Source organism: Helicobacter sp. 23-1048 (assembly GCF_053654545.1).
This window is the reverse complement of sequence record NZ_JBSIUT010000001.1, coordinates 903008-928762: the sequence shown is the minus strand read 5'-3', so window position 1 is coordinate 928762 and position 25755 is coordinate 903008. Positions and strand designations below refer to the sequence as shown.

The window sequence follows — 25755 nt, the reverse complement described above, 5'->3', positions numbered from 1 at the left end:
TTGGAGAGGAAATGCTTTATTATCTATACAGCACATTTGGGATTAACCTTTTTCAATACATTACCTTTCGTGCGGGGCTTAGCTTCTTTTTAGCATTTGGCATAAGTATCGCGCTAATGCCCTACTTCATAGAGTGGGCGAAAAAGACTAAAGCAAGTCAGCCTATTTCGGAGTTTATCCCTCATCAAAGCAAGCAAAACACACCGACAATGGGTGGCGTGGTGTTTATCTTTTGCACGGTGTTTGCGTGCGCATTTTGTATGGATTTACACAATCCTTATGCGTTACTTGGGATAGGCTCTCTTATTGGCTTTGGCTTCATCGGGGCGAGAGATGACTATATGAAAATCGCTGCGCGTTCAAACGCTGGAATGAGTGCGAGGGTGAAAATGGCTTTGTTGCTTATGCTGGCATTTGTAGTGAGCTTGGTGCTTGTAAATATTGGACATAGTGCGGAGTTTTATATCCCATTTGTCAAATCCCCGCTCTTTGATATGAAAGAACATTTGAGCTTTTCTGTGGGATTTGTGCTCGTGCCACTTATTTGTCTAGCGTTTTGGATGCTCGTTTTTAGCGCGACTACAAACGCAGTCAATATCACTGATGGGCTTGATGGGCTTGCCACCGTGCCAAGCATTTTTGCTTTAATAACGCTATCGGTGTTTGTCTATGTAGCGGGGCATTTGGAGCTGGCAAACTACTTGCTTTATCCGCGTGTGGTCAATGGCGGGGAGCTAATCGTAGTGAGTTGCGCGCTTATCGGGGCTCTTTTTGGATTTTTGTGGTATAACTGCCACCCCGCAGAAGTCTTTATGGGGGATAGTGGGAGCTTGGCGATAGGTGGATTTATCGCGTATATGGCGATTGTCTCAAGCAATGAAATTTTGCTTATCCTTATTGGCATTGTGTTTGTATTTGAGACACTCTCTGTAATGCTTCAAGTGGGGAGTTACAAATATCGCCAAAAGAGAATCTTCCTTATGGCACCCATTCATCACCACTTTGAGAAAAAGGGTTGGGCTGAGAATAAAATCATCGTGCGCTTTTGGGTTATCTCTATTTTGGCAAATATCCTCGCGCTTATCACGCTAAAGATACGCTAAGGAGGCGCAATGCACGCAGATTCTCATATTAAGATTTTTGGCTATGGCGTAACAATGAAGCCATTAGTAAAATTTCTCAACACTCTTGGGCTTAGCGTGAGAATCTATGATGATACATTCACTCAAGCGAGCAGTGATGAGTTTGGTAACGAGCTTTTGCCATCAAGCGCGTTTAATCCAAGCACCACCGCGCCACATAATCTCTCAAACCTCAATGAGCGCGACTTAAGTAATGTGGATATATGTATCATATCCCCGGGCATAGCACCCACGCACCACTTCGCGCGTGCTAAAAACCTCATTAGCGAATATGACTTTTTTTACCGCCTTTTAGAATCTAGCCAAGAGATACAACCTCGTAGCGTATGGATTAGCGGGACAAACGGCAAGACAAGCACCACAGAGATGACTACCCTACTTTTAGATTCTCTTAATGCGCGTGCTGGTGGCAATATCGGCACACCGCTAAGCGAGCTGTATATGGATAAAACACCGCTTTGGATTTTAGAGACAAGCTCTTTTAGCCTGCATTATAGCCATTTTGCCACGCCACAAATTTACGCATTACTCCCCATACGACAAGACCATATCACTTGGCACGGGAGTTTTGAAAACTATGTAAGCGATAAGCTAAGTGTATTAACGCGAATGAGTAAAGAATCAAGCGCGATTTTGCCTAAAGAGTTGCAAAATCATAGCACCACTCAAAGCTATCAAGGAAAGGCGTATTTTTATACAGATTCTCAACATCTCGCAGAGCAATTTGGAATTGACATAAACGCTATTTGCTTTAGAGAGCCGTTTTTGCTTGATTCTTGCATTGCTTTGGCAATCGCTAAGATTCTAAGCAACACAATAGATTACGCGCTTATCAATCGCTTCAAAATCGGCGCACATAGGATTGAGGAGTTTAGAGATTCTCACAATCGCTTGTGGGTCGATGACTCTAAAGGCACAAATATCGATGCGACAATCGAGGCAGTGCGCCGATATGAGAATTTACGCCTTATTTTGGGTGGTGATGATAAGGGTGCGGATTTAGAGCCACTCTTTGCCTTTATGCAAGGAAAAATCGCCAATGGCGCAAAGATTAGCATTTATGCCATTGGGAGCAATGAAACAAAAATAGCGCGTTTAAGTCAAAAATATGGCATTGAATGTGAAGTTTGCACGCATTTGCAAGACGCCGTAGCAAGCATTAAAAAAGTGCTAAAAAATAATGAAGTAGCCCTCCTCTCTCCTGCTGCTGCAAGTTTAGACCAATTTCGCTCCTACAAAGAGCGCGGGGAACTTTTCAAACAATATGCTATGACGACATAATCCTTGCGGTTATGGAGTTTTTGCATTTATATGGCAATAATGCGTGAATTTAACAAAAGTTTATCAAATACGCGCTACAATTACACGCTAAACCTTAAGGCTTAGTTATTAAAAACTTGAACGCGTAGCTCAGTGGTAGAGCACTACCTTGACATGGTAGGGGTCGCTGGTTCAAATCCAGTCGTGTTCACCATTTTTGTAACTTTTTTGCCCTTAGTAGCAAAATATCCCTTTTGTTCGCACATTTCCCACAAATGACTTCTTGAAGCAATATTTCTAACACCTCGCCAATTTGCTTACCATTTAACCCAAGTGTGCGTAAATCATCGCCATTGATACAAAGCCCTTGTAAGCTAAAACATTCCTTTAATGCGACACTAAGGGCAGTTTTAACGCCAATAGCGTGCTTTTTTTTCATTAGACACATTTTTATGGTGATAAACTCCCTTCCCGCCTTATCACCCATTTCCCGCAGAATCTGCTTAAGAGCAATGCGCAGTTTGCTTTGCTTTTTTATGCCTAAATCCACCTCGTAAAATCGCACAAACAATGTGAGTTTCTTTATAAACGCATTAGAATATTTAAGATTCTCTAGCACTTGCCCTGCCCTGCCACTTTGGTGTCGCTCTATCAATGCCAACACGCACGCCCACCTAGCGGACAAAAGTATGTCTTGTTTTAGTCCATTAAAACGCGATAAATCCTTGCAAATGGTCTTTATGCTATCATTTTTAATCGCTCCACTCTGGCAATATTGTGTAAAAATATACACAAAAATATCACTATATTTCTTAAATACGGGCACAAAATTCCCCCCCACAAGCATTGTATCTAACTCACTCGCAATGCGTTGCGCGGAGAGATTGCTTAAAAGCTCCATATTACGCATTATGGCGTTGTGAGTGCGTTTAGCAATTTCAAATCCTAAGGTCGCGCTAAAGCGCAAGGCTCGCAAGATTCTAAGAGAATCTTCGCAAAATCTTATATCTGGATTCCCAACACACGCGATTTTACGCCTTTTTAAATCCTTTAGCCCACCAACATAATCAATAATACAACAATCTTTGTCATTCACTTCGCAAGCAAGGGCGTTAATACTAAAATCACGGCGCAACAAATCCCGCTCCAAATCGTCTATAAAACGCACGCTATCTGGCTTCCTATTGTCATTATACGCGCCATCAGTGCGAAATGTCGTAACTTCATATTGTTGCTTGCTTTGCTTATGATAAAGTGCAATCGTGCCAAACTTAATCCCAATGGGAAGTGGCGAAAATGTGCTGTGTGTAAAAATCTCTAGAATCTGCTGTGGCGTGGCGGAAGTGGCGATGTCATAGTCTTTGATTGCCCTACCAAGTAATCCATCACGCACGCACCCCCCTACTACATACGCACTAAAACCATTTGATTGTAATGTGGCAATAATGCTCCTTAGTGCGTGGGGAATGTGTAAAAAATAAGGGCGAGAAATACGAGTAACACTATTCATAAAATTGGATTTTTATGCCATTTTTACTCAAAATATTACGATATTCCTGTTTGACTTTCTCAAAATTTGGTAGGATTTTTTCTCTCTGCTCTAACCTTGCTAAAAGAGTAAATGGGTAGAGTTTGAAACCCTTGCTTTGAGTAGAATGCGTGTAGATTAAATCTGCGCGTAGATTACCAAGTCGCACTTTTGGGGTAAATTCACCAGCTTGTTTGGAATGCGCCTTAGGATTCTTACGCACACTCACACTCACAAGCGCACCAATTTGCTTTTGTAAGCCCTTTTGCCCTGAAATGAAATTCCCAAGTGAATAAAGCACCAAAGTATTATCAATAATATCGATTGGCTGGATAGCGTGAGGGTGATTACCGATGACTAAATCTACACCATTTTGTGCCAAAAACTTTGCAAACTCTTTTTGTTCGGCATTTGGGGTAAATTGATACTCCACACCCCAATGGATAGAAACAATCAAAAAATCCACAAGATCACGCACTTTGGCAATGTCTTGTCGTATCATTTCCTTAGTATAGACATTGACGAGATATTCTTTGCCTTTAGGCAATGGGATACCATTTGTGCCATAGGTATAAGCGAGCATTGTGTAAGTTATCCCGTTAGATTCCATAATTCGTGGTTTCTCTCGTGCCTCTAAACTCTCATAACTCCCAGCAGTAAGAAGTTTGGAATCTTTGGCTTCTTTTTCACGCCAATATTTGAGCATTGCCAAAACTCCTTTTTCGCCCTTATCAAGTGTATGATTATTTGCAAGCGAGACTAAATTAAAGCCAAGATTGAGCATTTCATCGCCAAATTCTTGCGGTGAATTAAATGCTGGATAAGTGCTAAGCCCAAGCGCAACCCCGCCCAAAATAGTCTCTTGATTATAAAATCTCAAATGGTTTTTCTCCAAAAGTGGCTTGACATACTCAAGCATTGTGTAAAAATCAAACGCCAGAGCTCGTGAAATATGAGAATCTTCTTGTTGTGTTTGTTTGTTTTGAGCGTTCCTTGCCGCATCATCATAAACACTCTTATGCAATAAAGCATCGCCAACCATCACAATCTCAAGCTGTGAAATTTGCTCCTTAGAACTCTTCGCAAACAAAACACTGCAAGATATACTCACACAAAGTAATATTGTAAAAATTACACGCAAAACACACTCCTTTAATTTTCAAAAATTGCCATAATTATAGCAAAACCTTTACGATTCTACTCATTTTATAAAATAGTTAAATTTTATTTGACTTTGTATTTAGAAAAATATGCAAAACTAGAAAAATACTATCACAACTAGGGAGGTGCCAAATGGCAACAGTAACTCTGACAAACAATGAAACAGGACAAAGCTTTGAGTTTGACATTATTGAATGCAAACGCGGACCTAAGGCGGTAGATTTTTCTAAGCTCTTTGAGCGAACAAATATCTTTAGCTATGACCCCGGATATGGTAGCACTGCGGGCTGTAAAAGCACGATTAGCTACATTGATGGGCAAAATGGAGTGTTATTATACAAAGGAATGCCTATTGAAGAGGTCGTAGAGAAATACAGCTTTACTGATGTGTGCAAACTTCTTATCACTGATTCTTTACCAAAAAACAAAGAAGAATCACAAGAGTTTGACTTAGAATTGCGTCATAGAAGTTTTTTACACGAGGGGCTTATCAATATTTTCAATGCGTTCCCAGACAGCGCACACCCAATGGCGAATCTAAGCTCGGCTGTCGCGGCTTTATCGACATTTCACTTTGAATACAAAGATATGGAAGAAGAAAATGACTATCAAACAATGGCACGGCGCATTATTGCTAAGATTCCCACACTTGTAGCATTTTCTTATCGCAATTCCGTTGGCGCACCATTTATCTATCCTGACATAAGCAGGTCGTATGTAGAGAACTTCTTATATATGCTTCGTGCATATCCGCACAATAGGCAAAAACACACGCTAAAAGGCGAGCAAGAAATCACTCCACTAGAAGTCGAAGCAATGGATAAAATCTTTACCCTGCACGCCGACCACGGACAAAACGCCTCCACAACAACCGTGCGTAATGTCGCCTCGACAGGCGCACACCCCTATGCGGCAATTTCAGCAGGAATCAATGCACTTTGGGGTGCAGCACACGGTGGAGCGAATGAAAAAGTGCTTGTCCAACTTAATGAAATCGGTGATGTGAAAAATGTCGCAAAATTTGTCGAAAAAGCAAAGGACAAAAACGACCCATTTAGACTTATGGGCTTTGGACATCGCGTGTATAAAAGCTATGACCCGCGTGCAAAAACTATCAAAGCACTCAAAAATCAATTTGACAAAAAGGGAATCAAAATGGATTCTCGCTTAAGTGATATAGCTGAAAAACTCGAAGAAGTCGCGCTAAGTGATGATTATTTCAAACAAAGAGGGTTATATCCAAATGTGGATTTTTACAGCGGGATTATTTTAAGCGCGCTTAAAATCCCTGTATCACTCTTCACGCCTATTTTTGTTATTGGGAGAATGCCGGGTTGGTGTGCGCAAGTTATCGAGCATATCAAATCAGGCGCGAGAATCACTCGCCCAAGACAGCTCTATCTTGGCAAATAGATTCTATGTAAATCCGCTCTAAGCGGATTTACACGCTTTAGGCAAAAACTTCAAAATACATCAATTTATTTTGCTTTAATGTATAAAAATTACAAAAAGTCTTTGTTTTTTTGATATTTTTTTGATATATTATAGACTTTAATTTTTATTCATAATTTAGGTTGCTAAAATGAATTTCTTGCGATGTTTAAGTCTTATTGCTATCCTGCTAAGCTCTTGTGTATGCGCAAAGAGTGTTGGGTATATCAAAAATTCTGTGGATTATGTAAGTGAGGGAATTGATAACCACGATGTCGAGCTTGCCATACAAAAAGCAGCACAACATTTCGAGCAAGAGTTTTTAAATACAAATAAAAACTTTCAATCTAACAAAGAGCGGAAAGTCTTTGCTCTCTCACATATTGAAAATAAAACCAAAGAAGATATTGACACAGAAATCATCGCCCGCCAACTGATGCGCGAGATTCGCAAAAGCAAAAATGGCAAAAAAATCGACATTACCAATGCAATCTCTTGGGAATCTGGCAAAAAAGATGTAGCGATTGACAAAGTGCGAAATTTGCGCGAAGATGGAGAATTTAGCCAAGAAAGCATAGTAAAAAAGGGTGGGCTTATCGCACCAAATTATTCACTAAGTGGAAAAATTCATCAAAAGATTTCCAAACTCCCAGATAACAAAAAACGCATTGATTACACATTTTCGTGGAGTGTTGTGGATTTAAAGGAAGGCACTTTAGAGTGGGATTTTGATTATGTTATCTCAAAAATAAGCGACCAAGATTCTAAACAAATTATCGTGCTACAAGAAAACAAAGACCTTGAGCTTAAAGAATCTCAGCAAAAAGAAGAATTCTCTGCTACTTCATTTGATGATGACGATGATGATATTGAAGCGCACTTGGTGATGGGAATGGATTTAAGCATTTTTGAATCTCATAAAGTAAAACATAGTATCGAAAATGCCAATATTCTAAGCACACTTAAAGTTGGCACGATGATTGACTTTGAGCATATATCGCTTAACATAAATGCCCTTCTTAATGTAGGGGGAATGCAATTCTCTAGCAAATCTAAAAACGCCGAAGTGTTTATCCCAGAGATTAAGGAAAGAAAAGGAAAAGACAATAGCACTATCACACTAATAGGCACAAGAATCGGCGGAGAGCTCAATATCAACTTTTTAAAATTCTTATATATCGGTGGTGGCGCGCTTTTTGACATTGATACAAGCTATACAACAAGCTCTAATCCTTACAAAGAAGTGGAAGTGCAATCTCAATATCCCTTTCTCAAAGCTGGCGTAATGATAAATCCGCGCGATTTAAACTTTGTCCTTAATGTCGGCGCAATTAGCCTATGGAATAAGCAAGATTACGCGGGCACTTTTTTTAATTTCGCGGTAATGATAAAAATTTAATACTTCAAAAGAGACATTATAGCAATGAAATCCCCCATACACAAAATAGGTCTTATTGATAGATTCTTTATCAAGTGGGAAACGCGCTCTTTAGGCGCAAATATCAATAGGCTCATTGCTATCTTGCCCTGTGTGATTTATATGGATAAGGCTCGGATTGATGAGCTTTTAGAGCGTGCGAGTAATGCGTTGCAAAAACATCTAAACAATACATACATCGTGCCAAAGCTACTTAGCAGAATCTCACTGCGCATAAGCCAATACCAAGAAGATGAGAATCTCTACTTGCAAGATAGGGGGCGACTTTTTGATATTTTATTGCAAAATATCCAGCTTTATGGCGTGATTATAGATATTTTTCACTCTCCTAATGAGCAACATTTGCTTGATTCCTTAGAAGTGATTTTAAAAGAACGATTTGATGAACAATACACGCTTAATGCTGAGGGCGAACGGCTTTTATCTTTCCAAGAAAAATACAGCATTTAAGGCATACTAATGGAATTGCTGCGCGCACGAGGTATTAGTCATCGTTTTGAAAATGTGCTTTATGAGGATTTGCACTTCAGTTTGGAATCTGGAGAGAGTATGGCGATTATGGGCGTAAGTGGGAGTGGGAAAAGCACCATATTAAACAATCTCTCCACAATGCTACAACCCAAAAAAGGTGAAGTCGATATTGCAAAACACACCAATATTTACTCATTAAAGCCAAGTGATTTGCTCGCCATTAGACGCTATGAAGTTGGCATTATTTTTCAGAGCCACTACCTCTTTCGCGGATTTAGCGCACTAGAGAATCTTCAAGTCGCAAGCATTCTTAGTGAAGAAAAAATCGATATGAATCTTTTAGAGCGATTTGAAATCGCTCATACACTAAAACAACAAATCGGACAGCTAAGCGGCGGACAGCAACAACGACTTTCAATCGCGCGTGTGCTCACCAAAAAGCCATTAGTAATCTTTGCCGATGAGCCAACGGGAAATCTTGATTCTCACACAGCAAAAAATGTAATGCAAGCATTATTTGAATACATAGAAAAAATGGGGGCGGCACTAGTGCTTGCTACACACGATGGGAGCATAGCACAAATGTGCCAAAAACGATATTTACTCAGCAATGCCACTTTAAGCGCATTTTAGCATTATCTAAAAAGCTGTTTTAAGAGCTTATCTCCCTCTTTTTGAATGTCTTTTGCCGCTTTATCGATAGCTTGTTGAGCCTTTTTGCCCTGCTCACTTTCTAAAAACTTATCAACTTCTTTGTTGATAGCCTTTTTTGCAGTATCAATAAGCAAATCTTTCGCATCAAGGCGCATTGTAGGACTTGAAATGTCATTAGTGAGATACACATCGACCTTGCTATCTTTGACTTGTAAAGAAATCTTAGAATCAATGCTTTGATTATCTAAATTTAAATTTGTCTTTTGTGAGCTAATTTTTGTATCACGCGATTGAAGCGAAAAATTTGAATTGATAAGTGCTTGGTTAATGTCTGCATTAAGAGAAATATCATTATACACTTCACCTGCTAAATCAAATTTCAAGTATTGCTTAAGGGTTTTTGTTAAATCATTCTCTAAAATTTTGCCCTCTTTGCTTGTTGTGCTTATCTTGCCCTTAGAAGTGTTGGTATCATAATGGAAGCTCCCAAAAAGCATAGAGCTAAAAGATTGCTTTAAGCCTAACATTTTGAGGAAATTAAGCGCATTTACAGAATCAAGTTTCGCCTCTATTTTGGAATCATCAAGTTTCCCACTAATAACTCCGCCTAAACTCTTTGTGTTAAAATCTACATACAAACTCTCAGCCTTTTTGAAGTTTCCATTTGCTTTGATGTCGCCATAAAGTTTCATTCCTGTGGCAAATTTTAGCTTGGTTAAATCAGGGAGATTTATGCTATAAGGACTCTCAATAGCGAAATTTTCTAAATTTAGGGCGATTTTTTTTGCCTCAAAAAGAGCAATAGGCGAGCTAAACTTTGCATTTGCTACGCCCACAAGTTTTTTAATATCTGCATCTGCATCAAAAGTAAAAGGCGTCTCTGGCATATCCATATCAAATTCTTTTTTTATCGCTTCTTGCTTGGTTTTACCCTTGATATTAGCGACTACATTGGCATTAAGTTTTTTAGACAAATCACTTACAGCAACCTTAGCATCTAAATCCGCATCAACATATTGAGGCTGGTATATCATCCAAAGTGCCCTATCAAGACTTAGCTTTTTTACCTCCAAAGTCGCGCTATCGGGTGCGAGATTCACAAGATTTAGCACATAACGCAAAGATTGGTCAATGTTTTTGGCGTTAGAAAACCCAATCCCAGCACTTCCATCAACGACAAGATTCTCTTGCACCTTGCCCTTCACTTCGCCAGAAGTGATAAATGCTCCACGCACCTTGCTCCCAACCAATGGACTAAAGGGCGAGAGCTCAGAAAAATTGAGTTTATAAGCACTTGTAGTTGATAGCTCGTCTATCTTTGTCGTGCCATCTGATTGTATCACGCCTATGGTAGAATCAAAGACAAAAGTATGCGCGATACTATCCTTTTGAAAATCAACTTGAAGATTGGTAGTAAAATCTGCCTTTGGTATCTCAATCTCAAAATCCTTTTTTATCGCACTTTGTGAGAAATTCCCCCCCTTAATGTCTAAATGTGCCTCGCCACTAAACTCAAAGTTATCCGTGCCACTCACATCAGCGACAAGCGAAAGCGCACCACCAATATAGGGCTTTTTACCCAACATTGCGAGAATCTCATCAAGCTGCAAATCCTTAATGACGACTTTAAGGCTTTGAAGGCTTGATAAATCCTTAAGGATGGCATTGACACTTGTGGCTGATTTAGCAATGTCGCTATTTAGTGTGATTTCCACATTACTCATATCTCCCTTTGCATTGGCATTAAGCACGAATCCACCTTGCAATGGTGTATCCACCAATTCACCAAAAACAGCAATATCCTTTGCATTGACATTAAGCGCAATATCAAAACTTTGGGTAAAAAGCGAAAAATCCCCCTTAATCTCAATCACAATAGAATCTTTATGTCTAATCTCCACAGCCACACGCGATACACGCAACTCAAAAGTCTCTAAATCAAGTGCTATTGGAGTGTTTTTGTTAATCTGTGATTGAATAATGGGCTTTAAGATTCCATTACCAATGGGCGTAAAGAGCATAATAAAAAGCAATGCAAACAAACCACCAAAAATCCCCAAAAACCATAACAAATATTTTTTTACCATTTTACAAATCCTTAGAAATTAAAGTAGAATTTCACGCGTTCATCATTGATGAGCACGGTTTTCCTGCCATTTTCCTCAACGCTTTTATAATCATAGACAAATTCCTTGCTCTCTTTATCTTTGATAAAACGCTTTTTGAAGTCTTTTGTTTCAATGAGTTCATCATATCCATTAAAAAGTTCATCTGCGGAATATTGGCTAGAGATTCTAAAATGCTCAAGGCTTTTTTGATTCTCATAGGTTTTATTATAGCTAAATCGTAATTTTTTATCATTCAATAATAACGAGCTATCATAAATGGCAATTTCTGGGTTGCCTGAAAAAACCTTTTCTACAAACACGAGAGCATAGTATTGATGAAGCATTTCTGGGATAAAGAGGACATCAAAGAAATCATCTGCGATGCTTGTAGAGATGTTTTTAAGGCTAAAATGCAACTCCAAATTTTTGACATCTTGGCTAAGGAATATATTGCGTTTATCATCAATGTTGCTTAACTTTTTAAGTCGCAACACACCATTTGCTTCTAAATTGTTATCGTGGGCGATAATGGGAATCTCTAAATTTGCGTTATTAAGCACAAGATGCGTTTTAGAATCCTGCCATACCAAAGATTTGAATTGTATGTTAATGTTATTTACAATACCATTTAAAAAACTTAAAAAATCGCTATTAAGTAGTCGTTGCGTTGAGAGTGGATTATTAGTATAGTCGCTTTGTATCGTGAGATTTTTTAACTCATACGATTGCACAATGTCGTTGTTTGCATTGTATTTTTGTCTTTTATAGAGCGGAAGATTCACAAATGTTTGAAGGATTTGATGATTTGTAGTGTCGATTTTTACACCGACTTCTAAGCCATTAAGGTTGAGTTCTTGGCTTTGGCTTTGCTGATGTATCTGCGCTATCCTAAAGCACATTTCCAAATCACCTAAGAATCTATATAGGCTAAGTTTGCTAAACTCTCCGCTTGGGAAAAATTCTTTAAGCTCATTGTGATTGGCGATATATGTGCTCTTTAGGGTAACCTCTGCGCGTTTGCTTAAAAAAAGTATGTTTGAAAACTCAATATCTGCGATAATCTCGCCAAATTCGCTGGATTGCGTATTAGTGATGATAAGCCTTGCTTTAGAGCTTAAAATCCCCCATTCATAAGGTAGAATCTCGATATTTATATGTTGGAACGATTCTTCAATCTTTTTATCCATAAATGCCATATAATCTTGTCGCTCAATTCCCTCTTTGACAAACATATCCTCATCAAGGACTTCTAATAATCCATCAATAAAGGTATTTTGCTTTACACTCCATTTAAGTGCCTCAAGGGCATAATCCTTAACTTTTAAACTATATTGGTTATACGCTACTTTGTTGAAGTAACTTCCTAAAAAAAGTGAGGCTATAAACAGCCCGACTAAAAGTCCTCCACCCATAACGATAATCTTTTGTTTCACCATCATAGATTTCCTAATTCATAAAAAATAAAGCCAAGCATTATAAAACATTTTTCTTAACACCTAAAATTTCATAAAAAATTTCCAAAGATTTGCAAATATCTATGATATTTGGTAATGTTTTAAGGAATCTTTAACCATAAACCTTGTATAATCCCAAGTTTTAAACTCAATAAAAATGGCTCGATAGCTCAGTCGGTAGAGCAGAGGACTGAAAATCCTCGTGTCGGTGGTTCGATTCCGCCTCGAGCCACCATCTCTTACATTCCTCATCTTAGAAATACAAACTATAACTTGCCAGAATCTGTGTATTATTAAAAAGTGCATTTGTCGCGCTAGTAAGCTGGTTTTGCGCACTTACCCACGGGATACCATTCACAAGAGATGAGCCTGAAGCATATCGTTTAAGCAATGCTGCATTATCAAGGAAAAGTTGGCGAATAGTGATTTGTATATTATGCTTGCCAGCGATACTTATAGTAATGCCAATGTTACTCACGCTTCCGCTTTGCATTACTCTAACCCCCCAATCATACGCGTGCTCTTCATTAAACATTTCGTCATTGTAAGTTTTTGTTTTCCCTCCAAGTCGGTTTTGCGTAATTTCAATACTTGTCCCAAAGTGAAAATTGATAAGGACATCTTTTGCAGGACGAAACCTGTAATATGCCCTATATCCTACGCCTGCGCGCCATAGGGCTGCCTCAATTTCATTTTCTTTAAATGATTTATTGTTGAGTTCTAAAGCAGAATATCCATCTTGTGAGTAAGTATCAAGTTTGACATCGATTCCCTCTTGTGATTGCATTTGGTCCTCTTGTATATCTTGTTTTATATCAATGTTTTTAAGTGTGTGGCTTGGAATGAGGGGAGTGAGAGTATCACTAGAGACACCATACAGCCCGATACTTAAGCTAATACACCACAAATACACACGAAACCACGCGCGCATAAGCACTCCTTTTAGGGATTGATTCTGTCATTATTAAGGATTTTTAGAATTGTAGCGTAATTTAAGTGTTTGTAGAGTGGAGAATACAAAGGTTAAAGAATTTTTAATGCGTTTACAATATATCACACCCCAAGAATTGCTATAAGCAAGATTCTTGGTAGTGTGATTGCTAAAACCTTATTGCGCTGCTGGCTCTGCCTCTGCGACAGGAGCTCTCACAGGAGCTTTTACTAAAGGATTTGCCACCACAGCGACTTTGTCTGCTCCGCCCTCGCGTGTGAGGAGGTAGAGCTCATCGCCTTTGATAGCTATGTCGCCTATATCACCCACGCTTGGGAGTGTATAAGCATCGGTAATGCTCTTGCTAGCGAGGTCGATTACAAGCAGTGCATTGTAGTTTTTAGACACGGCAAGCATTTTGCCATTTACAATGTCTGCACCTGTAATGTAGAAGTTGCTCACTTTCGCGCCCTCTTTTAGCTCTAAGCCTTTACCAAATTCCAAAATTGTCTCCTCGCTGATTGTGTTGTCTTTGGTGTCATATTTTAGCAACACAACATTTGGAGCTTTTTTGGCAGCCACTGTCACCATATACGCATATCGAGAATCTGGGTCTTTAGCAAGGCTTAAGATATAGTTTTTCTTCGCTCTTGTTGTGCCAATGTTGATTCTCGCGCCTTTGGTATTTTTGTAGAGCAGTTCATTTTTCTTGCCAAACGCTGGAAGCAAATTCCCCTCTACACGAGGCAAAAACTCCCATTGGATTAGCTTATCTGTCTCATCTAGGCTTTCCACGCGCTCTACGCCCCAAATCGCTTTGTTATACGCAGTGGCTACGAGTTTGCCCGGTGCATAAAAAGTCGCATCAACGGTGATAGGGACATCTGTTCCGTTTGGCTGGTCGATAGCGGCAAACTCTTTATATTCGCTGAAATTATCATCAGTGAAATACACAGAGCCACCTGTGCCGACAACGGCAAATTCGTTGTTTTTCTTATCATACGCCAAACCACCGACATAGCCTTTTTTGCCTGCGAAGTTTTCAGGGATTATGCCAATCTCTTTTGTGCCTACCACAGAAAGTGGTGTTTGATTTTGACTAAGAATCGGAGAATTAGCAGGATTGGTATCAAACGGATAGTTTGAGTCCTCATTTTCGTTTGCTCCCGGAATCCACGGCTTAGGTCCTTGATTGCCACCAAGTAGGCTTAGCTTGCCCGGGCGGAAATTCTCGTGCCAATGCACAGGGTCCCAAAACTTAGAAGCTAAACCAATATCCCAAGTAAATCGAGTAGCTGCAGGTGCGCCCCGTCCGCCAAATGGAGGTGGTCCATTGGTGATGAAAAACTGCACGACATTAGTAAATACGATAAACACAGAAAGCGCATACACTGCTTTGCCATATTGGCTAAATTCTTTAATCTTAATTTCAGAATCTAGAAGCTCCTTGCCAAGTGCGTTGTCTTTGCGGATAAAGAGCATCATCACAGCCATAGCCAAAATCACTACCCAATACACCACAAACGCCCAAGTGTAAGTATGCAAGCCAAACATAGCCTCGCCAAAGCCCTGTCCTATATCGCGTCCTGCGTGGTTACCGATATGTCGCAAGCCCTCAAACAAAAACCAAAAGCCTGTGAGGAACACCGCTACCATATACTTGATTTTCACGCCATAGCGCACCATAAATAGCCCTAAAATCCCAACGATAATCATACCAAATCGCTCGTGCCCGCAGAGCAAGCAAGGAGATTCTCCTTTGACAAAGCCTAAGTAGAGGTTTGCCATACCCACAGGGACTACCAAAATAAGGAGCACAGCGGTTGCCATTACGATATTGAAATTTTTCTCTGTGAGAAGTTTATCAAATAACTCTTTCATAACAGCCTCCTACTTACAGCGTAATACCTGGGACCCAAGACGCCGCAGACGCCACAAGCCACAACACTACATCAAAGGCAATCACCCCAGCGATGATGCCAAACGCCAATCGTTCTTTTTGCGGTTTAAACCAAATCAGCAAAACCGCTATGAATGCCAAGAGATACTCTAGGAACTCCATAATAAATCCTCCTTGTGAAACAAAATTTCGGGTAATTTAGCAAACCTCCCTGTTTGTAACTTAATTACACACAAAGCTATAATAGCAAAACTTCAAAATAAAAGTGCTAAATATGACTATTTTGTTAATGTTTTGTTGTATTTGTTACATTTTATAAAAAAAAAACACCTATTTTTAATGGTTTTAGTGCATTTGCAAGGCGATAGTATTTCTTTAAAAATAGAGTTCTACCTAAAAAATATAGAATCTAACTCATCTGCGCGCTATGCTCTGTCTCTATAATCCACTCGATAATTTCTGCAATGGCATTGTGATTCGCAAATACCCTGTTTGTTTCATTGTCTCCATACATTGCAATCAAGGATTGCAAAAAGACAACATTGCCAAAAAGTGGCGAGTCAAATTCTCGTGCTTTTTGGAGGATTTGTGATAAAAGGGCATTACTTGTGTCGTGCGTGGATACCATTTGATGATTATGTGCTCCATAAAGGGCTTTTAGTGCTTTTTTATCATTCATTTGCACGCCTTTTAGATTCTATCATCGCGCACTTTAGTATTGCATTTCAAGGCAATGGACTTGCTCCCAAAGAGCACCATTTGTCTTATCAGGAGAATCTTTAAGCAATGTGCGCAACACACCATAAGCATTACGCACAAACATATCGGTTTCGATATTTACCTTGCGTGAGACCTTGTATTCACAAAAGAGCGTATTTTTAAGTGTGTGCGGGATAATGGTGAGGTAAAAACCATTTTTTTGCTTCTCTCCAATCGTCAAACTCACACCATCGATACACACCGAGCCTTTTGGTAAAATACACGCAAGCGTGCTTTGAGCTGTGGTGATGAAAAATGTGCTTTGGGTTTGTTGGTGGGAGATAGATTCTATCACACCCACACCATCAATGTGCCCCTGCACAATATGTCCATCAAGCCGAGAATCTGCTCGCAACGCAGGCTCGATATGCACGCGTGATTTTGCTTTGAAATTCTCTAATACAATGGTGGTTTGCGTCTCTTTGCTAAGCTGTGCGACAAAACCATCACGCTCTATGCTTATAGCAGTAAGACACACGCCATTAACTGCGATAGAATCTCCAATCTTTGGGGTATAATCACATTTTACTCTTAGGGCATTATCTCTAAAATAAAGCACCTCGCCCATCTCTCTAATAAGTCCGCTAAACATTATAATTTTTCCCTTAAAAATTATTTTTTTATGCTAAGATTCAAACTTTTTAATTTTAGCATAACTTGTTGCATATATTTTATATAATGTGGCTTTAGGAATGGAGCGATTCCAAAAATATTAGGAGGGGAGATGTCGGCATTTACACAAGCGTTGATGATAGATACACATTGTCATTTAGACCTTGCGCATTATGATGATGACAGAGAATCTGTGTTAAAAAATGCTCACAATGCTGGCGTGAAACAAATCATTATCCCCGCCGCAGACATCGCCACACTACCAAAAGCCAAAGCCATCGCGCATAAATACGACAATGTATTTTTTGCCGTTGGCACGCACCCTTGCGATATTGATACATTTGATATGGCTGTGCTAAGGGAGTTTATCAATGACAAAAAATGTGTCGCTGTGGGAGAATGCGGACTTGATTACTTCCACTTACCACAAAGCGATAATGACAAAGAAATCGCACATATCAAACAAAAGCAAAAAGATATTTTTGTTGCGCAAATAGAGATTGCATTAGAGTTTAACAAACCACTTATCGTGCATATACGAGAATCTTCGCAAGATGCTTTTGATATTTTAGATTCTTATAAAGGCGTGCGTGGCGTGTTACATTGCTACAATGCTGATAAAATTTTACTTGGCTTAAGTGAGCGGTTTTTTTATGGTATTGGCGGGATTTGCACTTTTAAGAATGCCAAATCTCTACTTGAAGTTCTCCCTCTTATCCCAAGAGAGAGAATCTTGCTTGAGACAGATGCACCATATCTCACACCGCACCCGCATAGAGGCACGCGCAATGAGCCACAATATATCCCACTTATCGCGCAAAAAATCGCAGAAATTTTAGGAATCTCATTTGCTGAAGTCTGCTTACAAAGCACAATAAATGCTTATAATCTTTTTAATCAAATGCCACGATTGGTGTCATTGCAAAATGATATAAAAGCAAATGGAGATTCTCTACATTATTTATCAAAGGAGCAAGCCGTATGAAAACATACAATCTTTACAAAAAAAATCCATTAAAAAGTGCATTTGCACTTGCTTTCACTTTCACTCTTAGTGTCTCTTGTATTCTCTCAAATGCGCGTGGTGGAGACTACTACGCATTTATGAGTGATGATAATATGAAAGTCTTGCAATCTTTTGGACTAGAATACGATTTCTTACCAGAGCAAAGCGAGTATAAAGACAGGATAGAAACCAAATCTGATTACTTTTTCAAAAAGTTTGAAAATAGCTATTTGTTTATTCCAACCATTCGTAGCATTATCGCACAAGAGGGTTTGCCACAGGAGTTTTTGTTTGTGGCGATGATTGAATCAGAGTTCGCACTCAACGCAAAAAGCCCCAAAAAAGCCTCTGGAATCTGGCAATTTATGCCGGGCACTGCGAGATTTATGGGCTTAGAGGTAAATAAAAACATTGATGAACGCTATGATGTCATCAAAAGCACGCGCGCTGCACTCTCTTATCTAAAATATCTTTACGAGCTTACAGGCGAGTGGTATCTTGCGGTTATGGCGTATAATTGTGGAAATGGTCGCGTGAAGCGGGCGATTGAGGAAGCTGGTGGGGATATGCGCCTTAGCACACTCCTTGATGATGAAAAGGCATATCTTCCCGCAGAAACGCGCAACTATATCCGCAAAATTGTAGCAATGAGCCTAACCTTTAATGACGCTGATTTCTTGCGTAATAGCGATATGGAATACTTGCTTAATCGTGGGGCGACTGATTCTCTTGCTGTGGTGAAATTAAGAAGTGGGACTTCGCTTGATGCTGTGGCACGAAGTGCTGGGATTAGCCTAAAAGAACTCAAAAAATACAATTTGCATTTTAAGAAAAATATAATCCCTCAAGGCAGAGATAAAGAATACAATGTCTATCTCCCTTATGAGAATCTTGCAAGATTCCACAAAAACTTCAAAGGATACAAAGGAGCACCTACTGATAAAAACACACAAAGTGCAACAAAAGTCGCAAGCGCACAAAAACCAAGCTCCCCTAGTGTAGAATCTGTGCATATCATACATAGAGTAAAAAAGGGCGAAACACTCAGCTCCATCTCGAGGAAATATAACACCAATATCAATGAGATTAAGCGTGTAAATGGGCTAAAAGATGCTTCTATCAACATTAACCAAAAGTTAGTTGTCCCCACAAAAGGCTAATAAATGGCAAGAATCTGCCATTTATTCTTGCTACTTCTCTCGTGCGTCGTAGCGGCAGAAAAACTTGAAATAAAAGCAAAAAACTTCACTATCAACAACATAATCAATCTCGCCGAGCTTAATGGGGAAGTTTTTATCAAAAAAGGCGAAGATATGCTGTGGGCTGATAAAGTTGTCATTAAAATGGATAAAAAGCGCAAACCAATTGAATACACAGCCACAGGCAATGTGCGATTTCTCGCACATCAACAAGAACGCGAGGTCAATGGTAGCGCACAAAAAATCATCTATGACACACAAAATGATGAATATCGCCTCTATGACAACGCCAAAATCACTGAAAAAGGTGAAAAAAACGCTATTACAGGCGATTACATTACATTTAACACAAAAAAAGGGCAAGCCCAATCACAGGGCACACATAATCGCCCAACAACGCTTATTTTTATGCTTGATGAGAATCAAAAGGATAACAAACAATGATACTTGCTAGCGAAGCGAGATTCCTTAGCAGTGCAGAGCATTTCAAACAAGCAATGCCAAGTGATATAAGCGAAGTGGCATTCATCGGTAGAAGCAATGTAGGAAAATCAAGCCTACTCAATCTTTTGCTAGGGAAAAATCTCGCCAAAAGCTCCTCTACTCCGGGCAAGACACGGCTTATCAATTTTTTTTCCCTGACATTTAAAGAACAAGACAACCCAAATCTCTCTCTTGCTTTGCGCTTTGTTGATTTGCCCGGCTTTGGGTATGCTAAGGTAAGCAAAGAAGTAAAAAAGCAATGGGAAAATAACATTGTAGAATTTTTGCGCGCAAGGAGCTCTATCAAACTTTTTATCGTGTTGCGCGATAGCAGACACCCGCATTTAGCCCAAGATAATGAAGTGTTAGCATTTTTAAACACACTCAAGCGAGATGACCAAGAAATTTTAACCATTTATACAAAAGCAGATAAGCTCAATCAAAAGGAGCTTGCGCTACTCAAAGGATTCTTACTCACAAGCACTAATGTCAATAAAAAAATAGAATCTAAAATCACAAGTGCTCAAGTTTTACGAAAAATTATTTGGCAAAAGGTGCTAGGCATCACGGAGCAAACACCAACTTCACATCTCACAACCAAAACTCCACGCACCCACACGCTACCTCCCACCTCATCGATTCAATTTAGCATCGAGCGACCAAGTCTTAGTGATATTCCACAAATGCGTAAATTAGTGCAAAGCGAAGTGCAAAGGGGCGTAATCTTAGAGCGAAGTGAAGATGAAATAGCAAATGCTATCCGCTCTTATCACATTATCCGCGTAAAGGGAATCAAGCAAGCAGACACACAACAAAATAATAAAAACCTCAAACGCAATGATATTGTTGGCTTTTGCTCACTTTATATTTACTCAAACACACTAGGAGAGCTCCGCTCGCTTATTGTCGATGAAAACTATCGCAATCTTGGCATAGCAAGCGCGCTTATAGATTCCATAAAAAATGAGGGAAAAATGCTAGGATTGCGTGAAATTTTAGTGCTAACTTACAAAGAAAGTTTGTTTAAACACAAAGGATTTGCTATAATAGACAAGGCAAAATTACCAAATCACAAAATATGGGCGGATTGTATCAAATGCAAACATTTTCCAATATGCGACGAGATAGCTCTAATAGCCAAATTATAGGCACTGCGCTATTGTTTATTGCGCTCTTCTTGTATGAGAGTCTCACTTCACGATTTGTGTTTTTGCCTCCATTGATTGGCGTGCTGTTTTATTTATTTAGGCGATATGATGAGCAAGATGACTTTTGGCGGTTTTGTCTTGTGCTTGTAGCTATAAGTGTCGTAGGTGTGTTTAACGACTTCGCGCTGTGGTTTTTACCGCTACTTTTTGCTATCCTTGCGTTTGTGTTTAACTTCATCTTTGAGAATCTTGCCGAGAGCAAAGTGCTTCGTATAATGCAAGTAGCTGGCGCGTATGTAGGTTTTTTTGTGGCATTATCTATATTAGATGGTTCTTTTGGCTTTGATTCACAAATTACCCCATTGATATTGGTGTTGTATTGTGCTATTGAAAGTGTGCTGGTAGGTGTGTATGAATATACGATTTAAAATTGCACTTGGTCTTTTTGGTTTCATTGCCTTTGCTGTGGTGGTGAGATTATTTGTGCTTACGACTATAAACCACGAATATTATGAAAAACTCTCGCAAAAAAATGCCACCAAAATCGAAACACTAATGCCAATGCGCGGACATATCCTTGATAGGAATGGAGAGCCATTAGCAGTCAATGAGCTAGGATTCTCTATCTCTTTAGCCCCAAGATTGAAACAAGCCACAATGCAAGAGCAAATCGATTTCATTGTTCGCCACTTGCCATTTTTAGATGCAGAAAAAATGGCAAGCATTTACAAAGACCAAAATACCTCATACAACCATACTTCTATTAAAGTTGCGGATTTTATCTCATACACCGATATGCAAAAAAACTATACCTTTCTTAAACAAAACCCCTATGTTTTCATCAAACCAGATTCCAAGCGATTTTATCCTAATAACACTTCGGCTTCACATGTCATTGGCTATGTCTCCAAAGCAAACAAACAAGATATTGAAAACAATCCACTTTCATTTTTCACCAAAGTCATCGGCAAATCAGGCATAGAATCTACTTATAATGACTTCTTGCAAGGCGATGCAAGCTATCGCAAAACACTTATCAACGCACTCCATAAAGAAATAAGTATCATTGATGAGGGCACAAGGCTAGCGCAAAATAATCTCTATCTCACTATTGATTTGCGCCTCCAAGAGCTTATAGATTCTCACTTTAAAGACAAAGAAGGCGCAGTTATCGTAATGGATGTGCGAAATGGTGAGCTACTCGCTGCAGGAAGCTACCCAGAATATGACTTAAATGACTTTGTCGATGGCATTAGTGTGTCTAAATGGAATGCTTTGCTTGAAAATCCCTATTTGCCACTTATCAACAAACTTACAAGCGGACAATACCCGCCCGGCTCGGTGATTAAAATGGGAATGGCGTTAGCGTTTTTAGAGCACGCTGGCGTGAGTGAAAGCACCATTATTGACACACCTTGTTTTATAGAGCTTGGCGGGAGAAAGTTTCGCGATTGGAAATGCGGGCACGGGAGTGCGGATATGCTAAAAGCTATTCGCTCCTCTGTTGATGTGTATTTTTACAAACTCTCAATGCGAGCAGGCATTAACAACATTTCATCAGTTATGCACCAGCTCGGCTTTGGTGAAAAAACGGGCATTGACTTGCCTAATGAAAAAAGTGGTGTCGTCCCAACACCAGAATGGAAGCTACGAATGCGAGGGGAAGCTTGGGCTGGAGGCGATGTGATTAACACTTCTATCGGACAAGGCTATTTTCTCGTAACCCCAATGCAAGTTACACGCTATACTGCACTACTTGCCACAGGAAATCTCGTCCAACCTCATTTTGCCCTTAGCTTTAATAACGAAAAAAAAGAGCGTTCAACAAAAGATGTCCTTACAAATGTGCAAAAAGAGCGACTTTGGGTGCTACAAAAAGGAATGTATCAAGTGTGTAATTCCCCTGATGGTGGGACGGCGTATTGGCGCACACGAGGCGCAAAGGCGCAAATCGCGTGCAAAACAGGCACAGCCCAAACCACAGGAATCGCCCAAAATGTCCAAACACGCCTTAAAGAATCTCAAATGGAATATTTCGCGCGCTCACACGGCTGGATTACGGGATTTGTGCCTTATGAAGACCCAAAATACGCCATTACTATAATGGTAGAGCACGGTGGCGGTGGGGGAAATGGTGGTCCCATAATGGTAGATATTGTCAATAAACTCTATGATTTAGGATACTTTAAAGAGCCTGCTCAAACGCAAGATTTCACACAACCTACCAATAAAGAGGCAAATGATGAAATCCATAATTGATGATAAAAATGTCCTTATTACAGGCGGGACAGGGAGTTTTGGTAAAAAATTTATCCACACTATTCTCACTAAGCATAACCCAAAAAAAGTGGTAGTGTATAGTCGCGATGAGTTGAAGCAATATGAAATGGCACAAGTTTTTACCGATAAGCGAATGCGCTTTTTTATCGGTGATGTGCGCGATGAGAAACGATTAGAAATGGCATTTAATGACATTGATATTTGTATCCACGCTGCCGCGCTCAAGCAAGTCCCAATCGCAGAGTATAATCCAATGGAGTGCATAAAAACAAACATTCAAGGTGCGAGCAATGTCATAAATGCAGCATTGCAAAATAATCTTAGCCACATAATCGCACTAAGCACAGACAAAGCGGCAAATCCTATCAATCTCTATGGTGCGACTAAGCTGTGCTCAGATAAACTCTTTATCGCGGCAAACAACTTCAAGGGCACGCACAAAAGCAAGTTTAGCGTAGTGCGATATGGCAATGTCGTGGGCTCTAGAGGCTCTGTGATTCCATTTTTTAAGCAACTTATAGAATCTGGGCAAACACAAATCCCCATAACTGATGAGCGAATGACAAGGTTTTTTATCACGCTAGATTCTGGGGTAAATTTCGTGCTTGATAGCCTTAATAGAATGCACGGAGGGGAAATCTTTGTGCCAAAGATTCCAAGTATGAAAATAGTTGATGTCGCTCACGCGCTTTTGCCAAATGCTACGCTCAAATTTATCGGCATTCGCGCAGGAGAAAAGCTCCACGAAGTAATGATACCAAAAGATGATTCGCGCCTTTGTGTGGAGTTTGAGGATTTTTACACCCTTATGCCAAGCATTCATTTCCACCAGCCAATCGACTATACACGCACCAATGACGGCTTAGTAGGTAAAATGCTAAAACAAGAGTTTGAATACTCAAGCCAACACAACACAAAATGGCTTAGCAAAGAAGATTTGCGCAATTTATTGCAAAATCAAATATAAAAATTTCACCTAATTTTTTGAGGGTGTTTTATTGACATTAGACTCTAATATTTACTACAATCCCAATCCAAACACAAATAAGGAGAGAATCTATGCAGGTAAATTATCTTACAAAAATGCGCATAAAACGGCGTGCGTTTGTGAGAAAATTACAGCAAAGCAATGTGAATTTTGTCAATATTGCGTGGGGTTTGGTTATCTTAGGCGGGATTGTGGAGTGCTTTTGGGTAAGCGGGCTAAAATACGCTAATACGCCTTTGCTTTATATGCTTACTGCGCTTGGGATTGCGTGTTCATTTAGCGCGATGATTTTGGCGTGCAAGGTGCTAGAGGTAAGCATTGCTTATAGCGTGTTTGTCGGTATCGGCACAGCGGGCGTGGTGGCAGGCGAGATTTTCATCTTTGGCGAGCCGTTTTCTCTCATAAAAGTGAGCCTTATCGCATTGTTGCTTTTTGCTGTCATCGCGCTAAAATTTGTCTCGCAAAAAGAAGATGGCATAGCGCAAGATGAAGCCATAGTCGAGAATCTCGCGAGTGATTTGAAAATCAATAGTGCGTTAGATTCCTTGCTAGATTCTGATTTAAGAGCAAAAGACAAAGGAAGGAAGCGATGAGCTGGGCGTATCTTTTGCTTGCTGGGCTTATGGAAATTTTTGGCGTAATCGCTATGAAACGCTACGCTATGAGTGGCAAAAATATCTATATTTTGTGTATTGCCACACTTTTTGTGCTAAGTCTCTCCCTCCTATCGCTTGCTATGCGCGAGATTGCGATGGGTGTGGCGTATGCGATATGGACAGGGATTGGAGCTTGCGGGGGCGTAGTGGTGGGAATCGTATTTTTTAACGAAAGCAAAAGTTTTGATAAACTTTTGCTTATTGGCGTTATCATCGCGTGTAGCGTGGGACTGAAGTATTTGGGAGATTTGGGATAGATTCTCACATTAAGCACAAAATATAAAAAGCAAGCAATTTATCACAAAGTTAAAAAACTTTTGTTAGTATTTATAAATACTAATATCATAATTAAAGGAGATACAATGAGTTTTGCAAGTATCATTAGTCATATGAATGAACAACATAAAGCCAATCTTGTAGATTTGGTAAATAAATTCGCGGGTGTGAGTGAAGTCAAAGATGTCTGCTTAAAAAGTGTAGATTTAGGTGGGTTAGATATAACTTACAACAATGGAGAGAATCTGCGTATAGACTTCCCTGCAAAAGCAGATGAAGAAAACCTCACTAATGTGATTATCGAGCTTTGTATGAGTGCGAAAAAAAATGTCGATTATGACAAAATTAAAGATGAGCTTAATGAATTTAAGGCTTCTTTTGGCTCTGTATGTCTAGCTACGCTTAATCCAAATGGCGAGGTGCTCTGCTCGTATGCGCCTATTATCCAAACTGCAAGTGGCGATTACATTTACATTAGCGAGACTGCCGAGCATTACGCAAGTATAAAAGGTAATCCACACAACATTGAGGTGCTTTTCTTAGAAGATGAAAGTAAGGCTGCCTCTGTGATTGTGCGTAAAAGATTGCGATATAGAGCTAAAGCGACTTTTATAGAGCGGGGAGCAGAATTTGATAGAGTGTATGATGAATTTGAGAAAAAGCAAGGTTCTGGCGGTGGCATTAGCACCATACGAAACTTCTTGGACTTTCATTTAATCAAACTTACTTATGAAGAAGGGCGATTTGTAAAAGGTTTTGGAGGAGCGTTTGCAATCTCTCAAAATGGTGAATTAAAGCAATTAGGTGGCAAAGGTGGGGGCAATCCACATCAAGGTGTCAAAAATCCACACACTAGAGGGTAGAGTATTC

Annotated in this window: 23 protein-coding genes, 2 tRNA genes and 2 pseudogenes; 18 read left to right on the top strand and 9 right to left on the bottom strand. The window is 39.6% G+C overall.

Features of this window, described 5'->3' with window-relative positions:
• Positions 1-11 precede the first annotated feature (11 nt).
• From mraY to ACWIWK_RS04605, 3 genes are all read left to right on the top strand, one after another.
• On the top strand, positions 12-1103 hold the full coding sequence (gene mraY / locus ACWIWK_RS04615; RefSeq protein WP_454151256.1) for a phospho-N-acetylmuramoyl-pentapeptide-transferase: 1092 nt from the start codon (positions 12-14) through the stop codon (positions 1101-1103).
• Between the two features lie 9 nt (positions 1104-1112).
• Positions 1113-2423: a UDP-N-acetylmuramoyl-L-alanine--D-glutamate ligase gene (murD, locus tag ACWIWK_RS04610; RefSeq protein WP_454151254.1), complete on the top strand. Its 1311-nt coding sequence runs from the start codon at positions 1113-1115 to the stop codon at positions 2421-2423.
• A gap of 118 nt (positions 2424-2541) precedes the next feature.
• Positions 2542-2616, top strand: a tRNA-Val gene (locus ACWIWK_RS04605).
• Here ACWIWK_RS04605 and ACWIWK_RS04600 read toward each other — a convergent pair.
• Both ACWIWK_RS04600 and ACWIWK_RS04595 read right to left on the bottom strand, forming a co-directional pair.
• Positions 2611-3912 (bottom strand): CCA tRNA nucleotidyltransferase, encoded by a 1302-nt coding sequence (locus tag ACWIWK_RS04600; protein WP_454151252.1) that lies wholly within the window; start codon positions 3910-3912, stop codon positions 2611-2613. The two genes, ACWIWK_RS04605 and ACWIWK_RS04600, sit on opposite strands and share 6 nt — an antisense overlap.
• A complete protein-coding gene (locus ACWIWK_RS04595; protein ID WP_454151250.1) occupies positions 3905-5071 on the bottom strand; it encodes a CapA family protein in 1167 nt (388 codons plus the stop codon). Before ACWIWK_RS04595 ends, ACWIWK_RS04600 begins: the two co-directional genes overlap by 8 nt.
• Positions 5072-5223: 152 nt before the next feature.
• Between ACWIWK_RS04595 and ACWIWK_RS04590 the strand changes: the two genes are divergently transcribed.
• The 4 genes from ACWIWK_RS04590 (at position 5224) to ACWIWK_RS04575 (ending at position 9064) form a co-directional block, all read left to right on the top strand.
• A complete protein-coding gene (locus ACWIWK_RS04590; protein ID WP_454151249.1) occupies positions 5224-6504 on the top strand; it encodes a citrate synthase in 1281 nt (426 codons plus the stop codon).
• 169 nt (positions 6505-6673) lie between these two features.
• The gene (locus ACWIWK_RS04585; RefSeq protein WP_454151247.1) at positions 6674-7921 is read left to right on the top strand and encodes a hypothetical protein; all 1248 of its coding nucleotides are present in this window, start codon (positions 6674-6676) and stop codon (positions 7919-7921) included.
• Positions 7922-7945: 24 nt separating this feature from the next.
• Complete coding sequence (locus ACWIWK_RS04580; protein ID WP_454151245.1) at positions 7946-8410, top strand: hypothetical protein; 465 nt, start codon at positions 7946-7948, stop codon at positions 8408-8410.
• Between the two features lie 15 nt (positions 8411-8425).
• A complete protein-coding gene (locus ACWIWK_RS04575) occupies positions 8426-9064 on the top strand; it encodes an ABC transporter ATP-binding protein (RefSeq protein WP_454152028.1) in 639 nt (212 codons plus the stop codon).
• A 2-nt stretch (positions 9065-9066) separates the two neighbouring features.
• On the opposite strand, the gene ACWIWK_RS04570 is transcribed toward ACWIWK_RS04575, so the two are convergent.
• Both ACWIWK_RS04570 and ACWIWK_RS04565 read right to left on the bottom strand, forming a co-directional pair.
• On the bottom strand, positions 9067-11172 hold the full coding sequence (locus ACWIWK_RS04570) for a hypothetical protein (protein ID WP_454151243.1): 2106 nt from the start codon (positions 11170-11172) through the stop codon (positions 9067-9069).
• A gap of 11 nt (positions 11173-11183) precedes the next feature.
• Positions 11184-12632 (bottom strand): hypothetical protein, encoded by a 1449-nt coding sequence (locus ACWIWK_RS04565; protein WP_454151241.1) that lies wholly within the window; start codon positions 12630-12632, stop codon positions 11184-11186.
• Between the two features lie 174 nt (positions 12633-12806).
• On the opposite strand from ACWIWK_RS04565, the gene ACWIWK_RS04560 reads away from it, so the two are divergent.
• Positions 12807-12882: transfer RNA gene (locus tag ACWIWK_RS04560), tRNA-Phe, on the top strand.
• Positions 12883-12900: 18 nt separating this feature from the next.
• Here ACWIWK_RS04560 and ACWIWK_RS04555 read toward each other — a convergent pair.
• The 5 genes from ACWIWK_RS04555 to ribE form a co-directional block, all read right to left on the bottom strand.
• The gene (locus ACWIWK_RS04555; RefSeq protein WP_454151239.1) at positions 12901-13578 is read right to left on the bottom strand and encodes a hypothetical protein; all 678 of its coding nucleotides are present in this window, start codon (positions 13576-13578) and stop codon (positions 12901-12903) included.
• A gap of 177 nt (positions 13579-13755) precedes the next feature.
• Positions 13756-15459: a disulfide bond formation protein B gene (locus ACWIWK_RS04550; protein WP_454151237.1), complete on the bottom strand. Its 1704-nt coding sequence runs from the start codon at positions 15457-15459 to the stop codon at positions 13756-13758.
• A 13-nt stretch (positions 15460-15472) separates the two neighbouring features.
• On the bottom strand, positions 15473-15640 hold the full coding sequence (locus tag ACWIWK_RS04545; protein WP_454151236.1) for a dihydroneopterin aldolase: 168 nt from the start codon (positions 15638-15640) through the stop codon (positions 15473-15475).
• Between the two features lie 247 nt (positions 15641-15887).
• Positions 15888-16157: a hypothetical protein gene (locus ACWIWK_RS04540; protein WP_454151234.1), complete on the bottom strand. Its 270-nt coding sequence runs from the start codon at positions 16155-16157 to the stop codon at positions 15888-15890.
• Positions 16158-16190: 33 nt separating this feature from the next.
• Positions 16191-16829 (bottom strand): riboflavin synthase, encoded by a 639-nt coding sequence (gene ribE / locus ACWIWK_RS04535; protein WP_454151232.1) that lies wholly within the window; start codon positions 16827-16829, stop codon positions 16191-16193.
• A 153-nt stretch (positions 16830-16982) separates the two neighbouring features.
• Between ribE and ACWIWK_RS04530 the strand changes: the two are divergent.
• From ACWIWK_RS04530 to ACWIWK_RS04485, 10 genes and pseudogenes are all read left to right on the top strand, one after another.
• Positions 16983-17747, top strand: a pseudogene (locus ACWIWK_RS04530) (TatD family hydrolase); the annotation flags it as partial.
• 83 nt (positions 17748-17830) lie between these two features.
• Positions 17831-19015 carry a transglycosylase SLT domain-containing protein gene (locus ACWIWK_RS04525; protein WP_454151230.1) on the top strand — a complete coding sequence of 395 codons (1185 nt, stop codon included), beginning with the start codon at positions 17831-17833 and terminating at the stop codon, positions 19013-19015.
• Between the two features lie 3 nt (positions 19016-19018).
• Positions 19019-19498 (top strand): lipopolysaccharide transport periplasmic protein LptA, encoded by a 480-nt coding sequence (gene lptA / locus ACWIWK_RS04520; RefSeq protein ID WP_454151229.1) that lies wholly within the window; start codon positions 19019-19021, stop codon positions 19496-19498.
• Positions 19495-20685, top strand: a complete 1191-nt coding sequence (gene yihA, locus ACWIWK_RS04515; RefSeq protein WP_454151227.1) for a ribosome biogenesis GTP-binding protein YihA/YsxC — start codon at positions 19495-19497, stop codon at positions 20683-20685. Before lptA ends, yihA begins: the two co-directional genes overlap by 4 nt.
• Entirely contained in the window at positions 20634-21113 is a 480-nt protein-coding gene (locus tag ACWIWK_RS04510; protein ID WP_454152045.1) for a hypothetical protein, read from the top strand. Before yihA ends, ACWIWK_RS04510 begins: the two co-directional genes overlap by 52 nt.
• Complete coding sequence (mrdA, locus tag ACWIWK_RS04505; protein ID WP_454151226.1) at positions 21097-22944, top strand: penicillin-binding protein 2; 1848 nt, start codon at positions 21097-21099, stop codon at positions 22942-22944. The genes ACWIWK_RS04510 and mrdA overlap by 17 nt, the downstream gene beginning before the upstream one ends.
• Positions 22937-23932: a UDP-N-acetylglucosamine 4,6-dehydratase (inverting) gene (pseB, locus tag ACWIWK_RS04500; protein WP_454152027.1), complete on the top strand. Its 996-nt coding sequence runs from the start codon at positions 22937-22939 to the stop codon at positions 23930-23932. Before mrdA ends, pseB begins: the two co-directional genes overlap by 8 nt.
• 116 nt (positions 23933-24048) lie before the next feature.
• A pseudogene (locus ACWIWK_RS04495) lies at positions 24049-24420 on the top strand (DMT family transporter); the annotation flags it as partial.
• Between the two features lie 122 nt (positions 24421-24542).
• Positions 24543-24866: a DMT family transporter gene (locus ACWIWK_RS04490; protein WP_454151224.1), complete on the top strand. Its 324-nt coding sequence runs from the start codon at positions 24543-24545 to the stop codon at positions 24864-24866.
• Between the two features lie 105 nt (positions 24867-24971).
• Positions 24972-25748, top strand: a complete 777-nt coding sequence (locus ACWIWK_RS04485) for a HugZ family heme oxygenase (protein WP_454151222.1) — start codon at positions 24972-24974, stop codon at positions 25746-25748.
• Positions 25749-25755: the final 7 nt, after the last annotated feature.

Coding starts and splice junctions, on each gene's coding strand:
- ACWIWK_RS04600 (WP_454151252.1), bottom strand. CDS start 3,912: ATGAATAGTGTTACTCGTATTTCTCGCCCTTATTTTTTACACATTCCC.
- ACWIWK_RS04565 (WP_454151241.1), bottom strand. CDS start 12,632: ATGATGGTGAAACAAAAGATTATCGTTATGGGTGGAGGACTTTTAGTC.
- ACWIWK_RS04485 (WP_454151222.1), top strand. CDS start 24,972: ATGAGTTTTGCAAGTATCATTAGTCATATGAATGAACAACATAAAGCC.
- ACWIWK_RS04555 (WP_454151239.1), bottom strand. CDS start 13,578: ATGCGCGCGTGGTTTCGTGTGTATTTGTGGTGTATTAGCTTAAGTATC.
- mraY (WP_454151256.1), top strand. CDS start 12: ATGCTTTATTATCTATACAGCACATTTGGGATTAACCTTTTTCAATAC.
- yihA (WP_454151227.1), top strand. CDS start 19,495: ATGATACTTGCTAGCGAAGCGAGATTCCTTAGCAGTGCAGAGCATTTC.
- ACWIWK_RS04510 (WP_454152045.1), top strand. CDS start 20,634: ATGCAAACATTTTCCAATATGCGACGAGATAGCTCTAATAGCCAAATT.
- ribE (WP_454151232.1), bottom strand. CDS start 16,829: ATGTTTAGCGGACTTATTAGAGAGATGGGCGAGGTGCTTTATTTTAGA.
- murD (WP_454151254.1), top strand. CDS start 1,113: ATGCACGCAGATTCTCATATTAAGATTTTTGGCTATGGCGTAACAATG.
- ACWIWK_RS04540 (WP_454151234.1), bottom strand. CDS start 16,157: ATGAATGATAAAAAAGCACTAAAAGCCCTTTATGGAGCACATAATCAT.
- ACWIWK_RS04545 (WP_454151236.1), bottom strand. CDS start 15,640: ATGGAGTTCCTAGAGTATCTCTTGGCATTCATAGCGGTTTTGCTGATT.
- ACWIWK_RS04490 (WP_454151224.1), top strand. CDS start 24,543: ATGAGCTGGGCGTATCTTTTGCTTGCTGGGCTTATGGAAATTTTTGGC.
- ACWIWK_RS04525 (WP_454151230.1), top strand. CDS start 17,831: ATGAAAACATACAATCTTTACAAAAAAAATCCATTAAAAAGTGCATTT.
- ACWIWK_RS04550 (WP_454151237.1), bottom strand. CDS start 15,459: ATGAAAGAGTTATTTGATAAACTTCTCACAGAGAAAAATTTCAATATC.
- ACWIWK_RS04580 (WP_454151245.1), top strand. CDS start 7,946: ATGAAATCCCCCATACACAAAATAGGTCTTATTGATAGATTCTTTATC.
- ACWIWK_RS04590 (WP_454151249.1), top strand. CDS start 5,224: ATGGCAACAGTAACTCTGACAAACAATGAAACAGGACAAAGCTTTGAG.
- ACWIWK_RS04585 (WP_454151247.1), top strand. CDS start 6,674: ATGAATTTCTTGCGATGTTTAAGTCTTATTGCTATCCTGCTAAGCTCT.
- mrdA (WP_454151226.1), top strand. CDS start 21,097: ATGAATATACGATTTAAAATTGCACTTGGTCTTTTTGGTTTCATTGCC.
- ACWIWK_RS04570 (WP_454151243.1), bottom strand. CDS start 11,172: ATGGTAAAAAAATATTTGTTATGGTTTTTGGGGATTTTTGGTGGTTTG.
- lptA (WP_454151229.1), top strand. CDS start 19,019: ATGGCAAGAATCTGCCATTTATTCTTGCTACTTCTCTCGTGCGTCGTA.